This is a genomic window from Burkholderia sp. MSMB0856, from assembly GCF_001524645.2.
Lineage (GTDB): Bacteria > Pseudomonadota > Gammaproteobacteria > Burkholderiales > Burkholderiaceae > Burkholderia > Burkholderia diffusa.
The window spans coordinates 597,307-611,342 of sequence record NZ_CP013429.1; the positions used below are offsets into that span (position 1 = coordinate 597,307).

At 66.2% G+C, this 14,036-nt stretch carries 10 protein-coding genes; 8 read left to right on the forward strand and 2 right to left on the reverse strand.

Going from position 1 to position 14,036, the window contains the following annotated elements; genetic code table 11:
- The first annotated feature begins 41 nt into the window (after positions 1-41).
- From WS87_RS31480 to WS87_RS31510, 7 genes are all read left to right on the forward strand, one after another.
- Positions 42-2,000 (forward strand): phosphatase PAP2 family protein, encoded by a 1,959-nt coding sequence (locus WS87_RS31480; RefSeq protein WP_059820083.1) that lies wholly within the window; start codon positions 42-44, stop codon positions 1,998-2,000.
- 501 nt (positions 2,001-2,501) lie between these two features.
- The gene (locus WS87_RS31485; protein WP_236873274.1) at positions 2,502-3,410 is read left to right on the forward strand and encodes a helix-turn-helix domain-containing protein; all 909 of its coding nucleotides are present in this window, start codon (positions 2,502-2,504) and stop codon (positions 3,408-3,410) included.
- Positions 3,411-3,700: 290 nt separating this feature from the next.
- Complete coding sequence (locus tag WS87_RS31490) at positions 3,701-5,140, forward strand: APC family permease (protein ID WP_059820081.1); 1,440 nt, start codon at positions 3,701-3,703, stop codon at positions 5,138-5,140.
- 255 nt (positions 5,141-5,395) lie between these two features.
- On the forward strand, positions 5,396-6,841 hold the full coding sequence (locus tag WS87_RS31495; RefSeq protein ID WP_059820080.1) for an aldehyde dehydrogenase family protein: 1,446 nt from the start codon (positions 5,396-5,398) through the stop codon (positions 6,839-6,841).
- A 56-nt stretch (positions 6,842-6,897) separates the two neighbouring features.
- Positions 6,898-8,262, forward strand: coding sequence for an aspartate aminotransferase family protein (locus WS87_RS31500; RefSeq protein ID WP_059820079.1), 1,365 nt, complete (start codon positions 6,898-6,900; stop codon positions 8,260-8,262).
- A 145-nt stretch (positions 8,263-8,407) separates the two neighbouring features.
- Entirely contained in the window at positions 8,408-8,971 is a 564-nt protein-coding gene (locus WS87_RS31505; protein WP_059820078.1) for a cytochrome b, read from the forward strand.
- A 194-nt stretch (positions 8,972-9,165) separates the two neighbouring features.
- Positions 9,166-10,314, forward strand: coding sequence for a porin (locus WS87_RS31510; protein ID WP_059820077.1), 1,149 nt, complete (start codon positions 9,166-9,168; stop codon positions 10,312-10,314).
- 59 nt (positions 10,315-10,373) lie between these two features.
- On the opposite strand, the gene WS87_RS31515 is transcribed toward WS87_RS31510, so the two are convergent.
- Positions 10,374-11,429 carry a porin gene (locus tag WS87_RS31515; protein WP_059820076.1) on the reverse strand — a complete coding sequence of 352 codons (1,056 nt, stop codon included), beginning with the start codon at positions 11,427-11,429 and terminating at the stop codon, positions 10,374-10,376.
- A 312-nt stretch (positions 11,430-11,741) separates the two neighbouring features.
- On the opposite strand from WS87_RS31515, the gene WS87_RS31520 reads away from it, so the two are divergent.
- Entirely contained in the window at positions 11,742-12,470 is a 729-nt protein-coding gene (locus tag WS87_RS31520) for an IclR family transcriptional regulator (protein ID WP_059820075.1), read from the forward strand.
- 48 nt (positions 12,471-12,518) lie between these two features.
- Here WS87_RS31520 and WS87_RS31525 read toward each other — a convergent pair whose 3' ends face one another.
- Positions 12,519-13,970 (reverse strand): NAD-dependent succinate-semialdehyde dehydrogenase, encoded by a 1,452-nt coding sequence (locus tag WS87_RS31525; protein ID WP_059820074.1) that lies wholly within the window; start codon positions 13,968-13,970, stop codon positions 12,519-12,521.
- Between the last annotated feature and the right edge of the window lie 66 nt (positions 13,971-14,036).

Sequence of the window (14,036 nt, forward strand, 5' to 3'; positions counted from 1 at the left end):
ACGACAATCCGCCATCTTCGACACTCAGGATGGAGCCTTGCATGTTTGCGTCACGAAGCCGTTTTCCGCTGCACGTCGCAGCATTGTCGAGTGCGATCGTTCTCGCCGCGTGCGGCGGCGGCGACGATGTCGCATCGACCACCACGACCAGCGCGGCCATGCCGGCACCGCCGGCCGACCCCGGCTTCGTCGACAGCGCGCCCGTGCCGAGCGTGCCGGCCTTCGTCGACAACATCGCGACCAACCAGCGCGGCGACGCGCGCTATGCCACGCTGTCGACCAACGCGGCCGTGCGCGTGGTGAGCCGCTTCCTCGACCTGTGGCAGCCGGCGACGATGCTCGTCGATGCCGGCGTGAGCGCGCCGGCCAACGGCGGGTTTCCGGCGATCTCGCAGTCGACCTGCTCAGGCCTGCCCGGCAGCGGCACGCCGTGCGGCACGAGCCTGAACGACACGGTGCTGGCCGCCAACGTTCAATATGTGATCAACGCAACGACCGCACGCACGCAGCAACAGGCCGACGCCGCGTACTTCGACGACCGGCGCGCCAAGGGCTACAGCGTGACCGACGGCATGGGCCCGCTCACCGGCGCATGGCGCGCGGCCGCGCAGCAGACGACCAGCATCACCAGCGTGCCCGCCGACGCGACCACGGTGCTGTACAACGATTCCGGCAACAACGTCGGCGTCGGCAGCAGCACGAACGTGAGCTTCGGCAAGGTCGTCGACCTGCTCAACGAAATGGGCAACAACGCGTCGACCGAACCGTCGAAGCGTTTCTACAAGTACGCGCGGCCGTACCGCTGGAGCACCAGCGTCGTCGTCGCACCGACGCTCGTGCCGGCGGAAAGCACGACGCCGGCGACCGACGGCGGCTTCATCAGCGGCCATACGGCCGAAGCGGTGCGCGACGCGATGACGATGGCGTGGCTCGTGCCGGAGCGCTTCCAGGAGATGGTCGGCCGCGGCCTCGAACTCGGCGAGAACCGCATCCTCGCCGGCATGCACTCGCCGCTCGACGTGATCGGCGGCCGCATGCTCGCGCTGGCCGTCAGCGCGGCGAACCTGACCGCGTACGCGAGCGATGCGCAGGCCGCGTACGGCCAGGCCCATCAGGCGCTGCAGCAGCTCACGGGCACGACCGACACGACGTTCGCCGCCTTCGCGCACTCGGGCACGACGGCCACCGACCGCTTCGCCGATTACGCGACGAACAAGACGGCCTTCGCGCGCCGCCTGACGTTCGGCTTCGGCGCGATCGAGTCGACCGACGCGCCGCCCGTCGTGCCGAAGGGAGCGGAGATCCTGCTGCAGACGCGCTTCCCGTACCTGAGCGCGGACCAGCGCCGCGTCGTGCTGAAGACGACCGAACTGCCGTCCGGCTATCCGGTCATGGACGATGCGGAAGGCTGGGGCCGCCTCAACCTGTTCATCGCGGCCGACGGTTACGGTGCATTCAACGGCAACGTGATCGTGTCGATGGATGCTTCACAGGGCGGGTTCAATACCGCCGACCTGTGGCGCAACGACATCGCCGGCGCGGGCAAGCTGACGCTGCAAGGCAGCGGCACGCTGACGCTGGCGGGCAACAACAGCTATACGGGCGGCACGCAGGTAAGCGGCGGCACGCTTGCGGCGGCATCGGCAAGCGCGTTTGGCAAGGGCGACGTGTACGTGGGCTCGGGCGGCAGCGTGAGGATTGCCGCCAGCGCGCCGGTGGTCATCGCGACGCGCTATACACAGCTCGACAACACGACGCTCGAACTCGACATCGACGGCAACGGGGGCGGCCGCCTGCGCGTCGGCGGCCCGCTCACCGTCGCGGGCGGCACGCTGCACGTGAAGTTCGTGAACGGTTATGCGCCCAAGGCCGGCGACACCATCGCGCTGATCGACGGTGCAGCGGCTTCCGCGAAGTTCTCGGCGGTGACGGTCGACGGCTTCAAGGCAACGCCGGTTTATACGGCGACGGGCGTGTCGGTCAGGTTGTCGGCGGCGTAACCGGCATTGGCCATCGATCCTCGTAACGGGGCCGCTCGCGGGCGGCTTCGCCCGGAGGTCAGGCGGCAGCGCGGGCCTGAAAGCCGCCCCTGATTGACCGCTATATCCCCCTTGTCACGACGCGTCGCACGTGACCATGTGTAAACCCCATCTCGTGAGTTTACAGAAATCCCCTAAAATGGGATTTTCGTAAACAATTCCCTCGAAAGTTGTTGGATCCTGATCCAATCTCCTACATCGGGGTTTCCTTTTCAATTCCATGACGGGCATTGCATCGCGCGCTCCGACACAACGCCTGCACGTGATGCAATGCACGCCAACGGTCTTGCCGATGCCCCCCCGGCGGTTTTTTTCTGGATATGATCGCTGAACCGGCCGGGTGGCGCGATCTCGCTGCCCGAGCCCGCACGGCACGACCTGGCTCCATCCGGAGCCGAACTTGAGAAGGGGCACGCTGGCCAGACCATGAACCTGCACGCTGAAACACGATGCTTTTCGGATGTGTTCCTCCATTCCCAGGCGATCGTGAACTGGTCGCAGCACTACGACCAGATCAGTCCCGGTACCGCCACGACCACGTTGCGCCAGGTCGCCGGCCAGCGCTTTCACGTCTTTCGCGAACGCATCAACCAGCGCGTCATGCAGCACGGGCTCGCGCCGCGCAACCGCCTCTGCTTCGCGCTGCCGATCGCGAGCACGGTCGCGCCGGTCGTCCAGGGGCGCACCGTCGAGCGGCCCAGCCTGCTGACCTTGCGCGGCGGCGAGGAGTTCGTCGCCCATCTCCCAAGCGACACGGAGGTGCTCGCCTTCACGATCGATCGCGCACTCACCGCCGATCGCGAATTCGACGAACTCGCGAACCTGCCCGCTCGCATCCTGCAGCAGCCAGTGCTCCCCATCTCGCCCGCGCGTTACCGCCAAGCGCTGGATGGCCTCGAGCACGTGCTTGTCCAGGCGCTCGACCACGATTCGCTCACGGCACGCGACGCGTTCGACGAACGCGTGCTCGCGCACGGCGTCGTCGGCATCGTGCTCGATCTCGTACAGTCCGACGAATCCGCGACGGGCGCACTGCCGTCGGCGTCGACGCAAAGCTACATCGTTCGCCGGAGCCAGGAAATCGCACTGGATAGCGATGACGTGCCGACGGTCCTCGATCTCTGTCATCACCTTCGCATCAGCCGCCGCACGCTGCAATACAGCTTTCAGAACGTGGTCGGCACCACGCCGACGGCCTACCTTCGTTCGATCCGGCTGAACGCCGTGCGACGCTTCCTGATGACGACAGCCGAGACGGTGCGGGTCGGCGACGCCGCGGCGCAATTCGGCTTTCGCCATTTCGGGCGCTTCTCCGCCTACTACCAGCAGCATTTCCACGAGTTCCCCTCGCACACGCCGCGCCTGAGTTGACGACCGCGCATCCGCAGCGCTGCACCGCACCCGGGTAATCCCCTGCCGCTCCGGCCCGCGCGGATTGCCGAAAGCGGACAACGTCGCGCTTTTCGGCATCTTAAATTGGGTCGTCGGCCCGATCGTGCGCCTCGCGCGCATCATCGGACGGCCGTCGAAGCGCACACCTGTGTCGTCGGCGGACGGCAGCCTCCGCTGCCGGATCGTCAGGATCGGCCCGCGACGCAGGGACATTGATCAGGCATGCCGCGATCGCTTCCTGACGGACGATCCGGTCAGCGGGACTACTCATGAACGAATCGTCATCCCGGTCCGACGCAGGGCTCAGCAGGAACGCCGTCGGCCTTTCGCACATCGTCTTCTTCGTCGTCGCCGCGGCCGCGCCGCTCACCGCGATGGTCGGCGCGACACCCGCGGCGTTTTCGCTCGGCAATGGCCCCGGCGTGCCTGGCGTATTCGTGCTGGCAGGCGTGATGTACCTGATCTTCAGCATCGGCTACGCGGCGATGAGCCGGCACATCTCCAACGCAGGCGCGTTCTATGCGTATATCGCGAACGGGCTCGGGCGCCCCATCGGCGTGGGCGGCGCGTTCGTCGCGATCGTCGCGTACAACGCTGTGCAGATCGCGATCTACTCCATGTTCGGCTTTTTCCTGAACAACGGCGTCCAGCAGCATTACGGCATCGACGTGCCATGGTGGGCGTTCGCGCTGAGCTGCATCGCGGCTGTCCACTGCTGCGGCGCGCGGCGTATCGAGTTCAGCGGGCGACTGCTCGGCATGCTGATGCTCGGCGAGATCGCGATCGTGATGCTGCTCGATCTCGCGATCGTCGTGCACGGCGCGAGCGCCGGCGGCTTCAGCGCGAAACCGTTCAGCCCCGCGATGGTGTTCGCGCCCGGGCTCGGCACCGCGCTCGTGTTCGTCCTCGGTTCGTACATGGGTTTCGAGGCGACAGCCATCTTCTCCGAGGAAGCCCGCGACCCGAAACGCACGATTCCGCGCGCGACCTACCTGGCCGTGATCCTCATCATGGTGTTCTACGCGCTGTCGTCGTGGGCGATCGTCGAGGCGTGGGGCGAAGGCCGGATCGCCGCACAAGCGACCCGCGACCCGGCCAACCTGTGGTTTGCCGTCAGCGGGCGGCTGCTCGGCAATGTCGCGACGGACGCGATGAACGTGCTGCTCGTCACGAGCCTCTTCGCGGCCATCCTGTCGTTCCACAACACGATCACGCGCTATTTCTACGCGATGGGCCGCGAACGCGTGCTGTGGCGCAAGCTCGGCCATACGTGTCCCGTGCATCGCTGCCCCGACGTGGCCGGAAAGGTGCAGACGCTGATCGCGCTCGTGGCCATCGTCGGCTCCGCCGCATTCCGTCTCGACCCGTTCGCGATCGTGTTCTCGTGGATGAGCGCATTGGCCACGATCGGCATCATCGCCGTACAGATCCTCGTGGCGGCATCGGTCATCGCGTTCTTCGCGCGTGACCGCCGCGACGCCAGCCTCGTGCACCGCCTGATCGCACCGCTCGTCAGCATGATCGCGCTCGGCGCATGCCTCGTGCTGGTCCTGCGCAACCTGTCCGTGCTGAGCGGATCGGATTCGGCTTTCGTCGCACTATTTCCGTATTTCCTGCTCGCCATCGGCGCGCTCGGCATCCGCTCCGCGTTGCGATTGAAACGCAGCGATCCCGACCTGTATCGCGAACTCGGACGCGCCGTCCAATAGTCGCGGCCGGCCTGTGTCTTGCGCGGCACGGGCTCCGCATCGTCACCCCTCTCGCAGCGGATTCGTCGCCGCAACGCGCCGCCGTTGGCCGGGTATTCCCTGTCCCGGTCACGTCGAAGCGATTGCCGATAGCGGACAAGACCCGCCCGTGCATCGACTTACAGTGGATCCGACGTTGAAGCCGGGCCGCGGCAGCAGCCGACACCTCCCCGACCGGCCCGGCTCGACGATTCGCCCCTGGGAAATACGGACACGATGATGAAAATTCAGAACCTGATCGGCGGCCAGCATTGCGATGCCTCGACCGGCCGCACTTTCGACAAGCTGGCGCCGGCGACGGGCGACCGCGTCGCCGCCGTGCCCGCGTCGAACGCCGACGACGTCGACCGCGCCGTACGCGCCGCACACGGCGTGCTGGACGACGACGCATGGGCACGCGCGGGCGGCGCGGCCCGGGCGCGCTGGCTGCTTCGGCTGGCGGACCTGATCGAGCGCGACGGCAACGCGCTGGCGGAGCTTCTCGCCGTCGAACAAGGACGCCCGCTCGCCGAGATGCGGATGATGGACATCCCGATGAGCATCGACACGCTGCGCTACTTCGCCGGCTGGGCGGACAAGCTCGAGGGCCGCACGATTCCGACCGACGGCTTCATGGGCCGCCCGACGCTCAACTACACACGGCGCGCGCCGGTGGGCGTCGCCGCCCAGATCATCCCGTGGAACGCGCCGCTGATGATCGCCGTGTGGAAGCTCGCGCCCGCGCTCGCTGCCGGGTGCCCTGTTGTCATCAAGCCGTCGGAGGACACGCCGCTGGCGATATCCCGGCTCGGCGAGCTCGTCTGCGAAGCGGGCCTGCCCGCCGGCGTCGTCAACATCGTGCACGGCGTCGGCGCGGAAGTCGGCGCTGCGCTGGTCGCGCATCCGCTCGTGAGCAAGATCAGCTTCACCGGCAGCACCGAGGTCGGTCGCGTGATCGCCGGGGAAGCCGCCAGGACCTTCAAGCGCGTCACGCTCGAACTTGGCGGGAAAGCCGCGCAAATCGTGTTCGCGGATGCCGATCTCGACCGCGCGATCCCGTCGCTGATGGCGGGCATGTTCGCGAACCAGGGACAAACGTGCGCGGCCGGCTCGCGCGTGCTCGCCCACCGCTCGATCGCGGGTGCTCTCGAAGCGCGGCTCGCCGATGCAGCCCGCGCCATCCGCGTCGGTCCGCCTTCCGAGTCCGGCGTCCAAATGGGTGCGCTCATCAACCCGCGTCATCTCGCACGTGTACGCTCGCTCGTCGATGGCGCGCTCGCCGAAGGCGCGGTCATGCTCGCCGGCGACGAACAGGTGCTGCCGCGCGGCTGCTTCATGCGCCCGACGATTCTGGGCGGCGTGCATCCGGGCATGCGGATCGCCCGCGACGAAGTGTTCGGTCCGGTCGGCATGGTCATGCCGTTCGATACCGAGGACGAGGCCGTTCGCATCGCCAACGACACTCCGTTCGGCCTGTCCGCTTCGGTGTGGACGCAGGACATTGCGACCGCGCACCGCGTCGCCGAACGGCTCGATGTCGGTGCAGTCGCGATCAATGCATGGAGCCCGATCGACGCACGCCTGCCGTGGGGCGGCACCAAGCAGAGCGGGGTCGGGCGCGACCTGTCGAAGGCGGCGCTCGATTCATACCTCGAGGAAAAGATCATCACCGCAGCCCTGTGAATCCCGCGGCGCACACCGCGCCGCAATGTGTTCAAGCACTTCGTGAGAGAAACACCATGAACTATCAAACGCGACAAAAACGATTCTGGCATCCGATGAGCTCGGCCGCGGCCGGACATACGACTCCCACCGTCGTCATCGAGCGCGGCGACGGCAACTACGTATACGACGTCGAGGGGCACCGCATGCTCGACGGCGTCGGCGGCCTGTGGAACGTCAACGTCGGCCACAATCGGCCCGAAGTGAAGGCGGCGATCGCCCGCCAGATGGACGAGCTGTCCTACTACCAGACCTTCGACGGCGTCGCTCATCCGCGCGTGTACGATCTTGCCGACCGCCTGTGCGCGATGTTCGAACAGGAGAACATGCAGCGCGTGATGTTCGGCAGCGGCGGTTCCGACGCCATCGAGACCGCGCTCAAGATGGCGCGCCAGTACTGGGTTGCCGCGGGCGAGCCGTCGCGCACGAAGTTCCTGTCGCTGCGCAACGGCTATCACGGCGTGCACATGGGCGGCACGTCGATTGGCGGCAACGGCGTCTACCACTATAATCACGGCCCGCTGCTGCCCGGCTGCGTGCTGCTCGACACGCCGTGGCTCTATCGCAACCCGTGGAACTGCGAAGATCCGCAGCAGCTCGTCGAGCATTGCATCCGGCAACTGGAGGAAACGATCGCGTTCCACGGCCCGCAGACCATCGCCGCGTTCGTCGCGGAGCCGGTCCAGGGCGCGGGCGGGCTGATCGTCCCGCCCGCCGACTACTGGCCGCGCGTGCGCGCCGTCTGCGACCGCAACGGCATCCTGCTGATCGCCGACGAGGTGGTAACCGGCTTCGGCCGTACCGGCAGCATGCTCGGCAGCCGCGGCTGGGGTGTCGCCGCCGACATCCTGTGCGTCGCCAAGGGAATTTCGGCCGGCTACGTGCCGCTCGGCGCGACGCTGTACAACGGGCGCATCGCGCAGGCGATCGAACACGGCGTGGGCTTCTCGCACGTGGTCATGCACGGCTATACGTACAGCGGGCATCCGCTCGCGTGCGCGGCGTCGCTCGCGGTGCTCGACATCGTCGAAGCCGAGGATCTGCCGGGCAATGCGGCACGGGTGGGCCAACGCCTGCTCGAGCAGCTGCTGCCGCTGAAAGCCGACTTCGAAACCGTCGGCGACGTCCGCGGCAAGGGCCTGATGCTGGCGCTCGATCTCGTGACCGACAAGGCGAGCCGCACGCCGCTCGACCCGGGCAAGGGGTTCGCGGCACGCGTGGCCGATGCCGCGCGCAAACGCGGCGTCCTGGTCCGCGCGATCGCCAACAAGGTCGTGATGTCGCCGCCGCTGACGCTGCTGCAGGAAGAAGCCAACTTCATCGCGGTGACGCTGCGCGAAGCGCTGCAGGAATGTTGCGCGGATACGCGATCGATTGCCTGATATCGCGGATCTTCAGGGTGCACGGGCCTCGCGTCGCGGGTGCGTGCACATCGCAGTGCGGCCGCGTCGCGATGAAAGTCGTCGCGGGGCGTCGAGACCCGGCGTCCCGCCCGTCGCCATTTCGTTTTCAAGGATGACAAGCCAGATGGAAAACCAGGCCATTACCTTCGCCACGGAAAAATATCCGCTCGCGCTTCGGCTGCTTCACTGGGCCAGGGCGATTCTGATCGGTGCACAGCTCTGGACCGGCTGGACCATGGTCCGGCTCGACGACAACCTGTCGGCCAAGTTCGACTGGTACTACCCAACCCACAAGGAGTTCGGCGTGCTCACGCTGCTGGTGGTCGTCACGCAACTGGCGATCCGCTCGATGAAACCTTTGCCGCCGCTGCCGGCGAGCCTGCCGACGCTCGACCGCAAGCTCGCCAAGATCGGCCACTACCTGCTGTACGCGCTGGCGATCGTCGTGCCGCTGATGGGTTATTCGATGTCCAGCACGTATACGCAGAGCGACGGCGTACCGTTCTTCTTTTTCCGCGTGCCTGAGCTGCTGCCGAAGAACGATCACTGGTTCGAAGCCTTCCAGTGGCTGCACAAGACGCTGGCCTATACACTGCTCGCGCTCATCGTCCTGCATGTATGCGGCGCGCTGAAACACCGGTTCTTCGACCGCAACCCGGAAAACGACGTACTGCGACGCATGCTGTAATACCACCGTCGCACCGAGTCGTCCCTCGGCGATGTTTCCCATGCGGGCCGCCCGATCACCGCAGCCCGACTTTCCTCGCCTCTTATATTTCGTTTTACTAACGACAAGTGGACTGGCCTCGTGCGTCCGGCGCTTTCGCACGCCCTCGAAAACGGCGCCGCACCGCCCTGCCCGCCCACATCTGGAGATCGACAATGAAGAAGATGATTACAGCCGTGTCGGCCGCCAGCGCCATGGGATTCGCCTTGACGGCCCATGCGCAGAGCAGCGTGACGCTGTACGGATTGATCGACGAAGGCATCAATTTCACGAGCAATGCGGCGGGCAGCAAGGCCTACCAGATGGTCAGCGGCGACACCGTCGGCAGTAACTGGGGGCTGAAAGGTACCGAGGATCTCGGCGGCGGACTGCGGGCGCTGTTCCAGTTCGAGAACGGCTTCAACGCGAGCACTGGCGCGCTCGGCGTGATGTCCCGGATGTTCGGCAGGCAGGCGTACGTCGGGCTCGATTCCGACCGCTTCGGCGCGCTCACGCTCGGCCGCCAGTACGACCCCACGCTCGACATGTGGAGCCCATTCACGGCCACCGGAAACTGGCTCGGTGACTTCGGCGCGCATCCGTACGACAACGACAATGCCGACTGGGACTACCGCATCCAGAACAGCGTGAAATACGTGTCGCCGACGTATGCCGGCTTCAAGGGCGAGGTGCTCTACGGCCTCGCGAACCAGGCTGGCGGCTTCGCTCGTAACCGCGTCTACAGTGCCGCCGTGCAGTACCAGGCAGGCGCGTTCTCCGCCGCCGTCGCCTATCTGAAGGCGAACAACGGCGGCGCGACCGCGGCCGGCGCGTTGTCGAGCGACGATACGGTCTTCAGCGGCCGCTCGCAGCAGAACATCGATGCCGGCGCATCCTACAAGTTCGGCGACAAGCTGACACTGTCCGCCGCGTATTCGCACGTCGACGTATACAACCCCGAATCGAATCTCTACTTCGCGAACCAGCCGGCAGCGGGCTCGCAGAACGCGTGGAAATTCGACAACTTCGAGGTCAACGGTCAGTATTTCTTCCGTCCGGACCTCTGGCTCGGCGCCGCCTATACCTACACGCACGCGCATGTGGCAACGGCGAAGGGCGACGCTTCGCCAAGCTGGCACCAGGTATCGATGATGTTCGACTACGACCTCAGCAAGCGGACCTCGACATACATTCAGGGCGCGTACCAACACGCAACGGGCAACACAGGCACCGACTTCGACTACGCGCACGTGCTCGGTACCGCCGGACAATCGTCGGGCCGCAATCAGCTGGCGTTGCGCGTCGGGATGATGCACCGGTTCTGATAGCGATGCCGCACGGACTGGCGCGCGGCGTGCGCGGCAGTCCGTCCCTTCCCGTGTCGTCAGAACTGATGCCGCACCCCGACGCGTACCGCCGTCTGTGTCGAGCCGGCCGCCGGCCCGCTGAGCGCGGCTTCCACCTGGGCGCCGTAAGCGCTGTCGTGGCCGCGTGCGAACACCGCGTACAGGCCGGTGCGCTTCGACAGAGCGTAGTCGGCGCTCAACGTGATCTGGTTGGCCGAGCCGATGTCGCCGCCGCGCTGCTGATACTGGAAGCCGCTGCCCAACTGCAACGACGGCGTGACTGCATAGGTGAGCCCGGCGTCATAGGTGGTGGCCCGCAGCGGTGCCGCGGTACTGATCCGTACGTCCGACACCATGCCGAAGACGCGGAACTGGCCAAAGTTGTAGCCGGCCCCGCCCGAGAAATTGCGCAGATTGCCGCCGGCATTCACGTCGCGCTGTCCGAAGTATGCGAGCGCCGCACTAAACGCGCCCTGCGCATACGACAGCATCGCGCTCTGCACGCTGCTGTGCGCGACCGAGCCGGGCACGTTGCCGAACCCCCACAGGCCGCCGAACGACAATCCGCCGAACGTCGGGCTCACGTACTTCACCGCATTGTTCACCTGGATGCCCCACACGCGGTTATCGAGCGCGCCGCCTGCAGACGCGTTCGCCGGCAAACCCCACGCAAGCAGGCCGGCCGGCGTGTTCGCGCCGGTCGCGAACGACGGCATGAGATCGCCGACGAAATCGAACTGGCGCCCGAGCGTCACGGTGCCCCAGTCTCCGCCGAGCCCGACGTACGCTTGCGAGCTGAACGCAGACCCCGGCACGGTCAATGCGCCGTCCGACGTCTGGAACTGGCTTTCGAGCCGGAACACGGCAAAGTTGGCGCCGCCGAGATCCTCCTTGCCCGTCAGGCCCCATACGTCGTTGCGGGCCACGCCCGCCTGAAGCGCGAGCTGGCGGCCGCCGCGCGGCCCGGACGCCACGTCGCTCGTATAGGTGATGCCGGCATCAAGCGAACCGTAGAGCGTCACGCTCGACTGCGCGAACGTCGGCGAAACAGCGCCGCAACCGCAGAGCGCCATCGTCCTGAACCAGGTTTTCATCTAATTCTCCTCATCGTGTTTTTGCTGCCCCCGCGTCTGTGATCAGGACGGCGCGACGACCGTATCGGCTTGCATGATTCACATCGTCAACATAGGATTCCGTATCGATCAAAGGCGGCACGGTCGCTGTGCCACCGCAGGCCGGCGTCGCTCCAGTTCCTTGATCGGAATCTGCTTCCCGCCCGCTTGACTTCAGTTAGACTACGGCCCTGCCGCCGCCGATGCCGCACTACATGCCGCTGCATGGCGGCCCGAGCCATTTCCGTCCTTTCCGTTCCATTGCCGCAAGCCGTCTGATTCACGGATCACGTCATGTCGAGTCTCACCAAAATGCTGTCCATCCTCGACGTCTTCTCTTCGTCCGCGACGTCGATGACGGCCGAGGAGATCGCCGAACACATGGGTTTCTCACGCACCACGTGCTATCGGTACGTGAAGGAACTGGCGTCCGTCGGCCTGCTGGTCGGCAGCAACGGCCGCTATACGCTCGGCCCGCGCATCATCCATCTCGACTACAACATGCGGCAGTCGGACCCGACGCTCATCGCCGCGAAACCCGTCATCCAGAAACTGGTTCAGGTCACTGGCGGCGATGCACTTGTGTCGACGCTATTCGACGAGCAGATCATCAACGTCATGCACGAAACGGGCGCCGAGAACCTGCAGCTGGGCTTCGGCCGGGGCCGCATTATGCCGTTGTTCCAGGGCGCGTCGTCGAAAGTGATCGTGGCCGCGATGTCGCGCGCGCGCCTGAAACGCCTGCACGAACGACACAATGCCGAGTTCGGCGAGTTCGCGGCAGACTGGACGCATTTCTGGCGGCACTGCCAGCAGATCGTCGAGGCCGGCTACTGCATCTCGCACGGCGAACTCGATGCAGGGTTCGTAGGTATCGCTGCGCCAATTCGCACGGCCAGCAGCGGCGAAATCAACAGCAGCCTGTCGCTGGTGTTTCGCGCCGAACACTTCGCGCTGTTCGACGAGCAGGTGCTCGGCAAGCTTCTGATCGACGCCACCGCGCGGATCGGCGCAGCCACCTGATAATCCGCGCGGCGCGAACCGGTCCGCGCGGGATCGTCGACACCTCCGTCAGTTCAGCTGCGTGATGAATTTGGTGACCAGATAGCCGTCGAACGTCTCCGTTCCTCCCTCGCTGCCGAAACCACTGTCCTTCACGCCGCCGAACGGGATCTCCGCCGGCCCCATGCCGAAGTGATTGATGTTGACCATGCCCGCTTCGAGCGCGCGGCCGATCCGGTGCGCGTTGCGAGACGAACGCGTGAATGCGTACGACGCGAGTCCGAACGGCAAACGATTGGCCTCGGCAAGCGCATCGTCGAGTTCGTCGAACGGTACGATCCCGACGATCGGTCCGAACGGTTCGTCGTTCATCAGACGCGTCTCGCGCGGCGGCGCCAAGACGACCGTCGGCGCGAAGTAGTGCCCCGGCCCCGCCAAGCGTGCGCCGCCCGCGACGATCTCCGCGCCTCTGGCCGTCGCATCCGCGACGAATGCGTCGATCTCCGACACGCGCCGCGCATGCGCGAGCGGCCCCATCGTGACCCCCTCTTCCAGCCCGTAGCCGACGCGGATCTTGCCGACCGCATCCAGATACGCGCCGACGAAGCGGTCGAACACCGCACGTTGCACGAAGAACCGCGTCGGCGACACGCACACCTGCCCGGCATTGCGAAACTTGTACGCGGCCAGCATCGTCGCGGCGCGTTCGATGTCCGCATCCTCGCAGACGATCACCGGCGCATGTCCGCCCAGCTCCATCGTCATGCGCTTCATGTGCGACGCGGCGAGCGCCGCCAGCCGCTTGCCGACCGGCACCGAACCGGTGAACGAGATCTTGCGCACCAGCGGCGACTCGATCAGTTGCGTCGACACGTCACCCGGCACGCCCCACACGATATTCAGGCAGCCCGCGGGCAACCCGGCATCGTGAAAGATGTGCGCGAGCGCGACGATCGCACTCGGCGATTCCTCGGGCCCCTTCAGCACCAGCGTGCAGCCCGACGCAAGCGCGGCCGCGATCTTGTGCATCGCCTGGCTGAACGGGAAATTCCACGGCGAGAACGCGGCGCATACGCCGATCGGCTCCCGGACGACCATCTGTATCACGTCGGGCGAACGCGATGGCACGACACGGCCATAGGTGCGACGCCCTTCCTCCGCATGCCATTCGAGCTGTTCGGCGGACGATATGACTTCGGCAATCGCCTCGCGAAGCGGCTTGCCCTGATCCATCGTGATGTGGCGGCCGACGTCGTCGGCGCGCTCGCGCACGAGCGCCGCGGCGCGGCGCAGGATGTCGGAGCGCACGAGCGGCGACTCGTGTCGCCATGTCGCGAATGCGCGATGCGCGGCGTTGATCGCGGCATCGATATCGTCCGGTGAGGCAAGCGGCAGTTCGCCCAGCACACGGCCGCTGCCAGGATCGAGAACGGGCTGCGTGCGCCGTCCGTCGGCCTGCAGGAACCGTCCATCGACATACAGGCGGAGCGGCGCGTAATCATGGCGCGCTTCAGGTGCCATGCGCGTAGTCAGCGGCGTAAAGGGAATCAAGACGGATACCTCGATAAAGACTGAACGATTGGCACG

What these genes read in the sequence shown, in the direction of transcription:
- WS87_RS31525 (WP_059820074.1), bottom strand. Translation starts at nt 13,970, where the DNA reads ATGGCACCTGAAGCGCGCCATGATTACGCGCCGCTCCGCCTGTATGTC.
- WS87_RS31480 (WP_059820083.1), top strand. Translation starts at nt 42, where the DNA reads ATGTTTGCGTCACGAAGCCGTTTTCCGCTGCACGTCGCAGCATTGTCG.
- WS87_RS31490 (WP_059820081.1), top strand. Translation starts at nt 3,701, where the DNA reads ATGAACGAATCGTCATCCCGGTCCGACGCAGGGCTCAGCAGGAACGCC.
- WS87_RS31505 (WP_059820078.1), top strand. Translation starts at nt 8,408, where the DNA reads ATGGAAAACCAGGCCATTACCTTCGCCACGGAAAAATATCCGCTCGCG.
- WS87_RS31515 (WP_059820076.1), bottom strand. Translation starts at nt 11,429, where the DNA reads ATGAAAACCTGGTTCAGGACGATGGCGCTCTGCGGTTGCGGCGCTGTT.
- WS87_RS31495 (WP_059820080.1), top strand. Translation starts at nt 5,396, where the DNA reads ATGATGAAAATTCAGAACCTGATCGGCGGCCAGCATTGCGATGCCTCG.
- WS87_RS31520 (WP_059820075.1), top strand. Translation starts at nt 11,742, where the DNA reads ATGTCGAGTCTCACCAAAATGCTGTCCATCCTCGACGTCTTCTCTTCG.
- WS87_RS31500 (WP_059820079.1), top strand. Translation starts at nt 6,898, where the DNA reads ATGAACTATCAAACGCGACAAAAACGATTCTGGCATCCGATGAGCTCG.
- WS87_RS31510 (WP_059820077.1), top strand. Translation starts at nt 9,166, where the DNA reads ATGAAGAAGATGATTACAGCCGTGTCGGCCGCCAGCGCCATGGGATTC.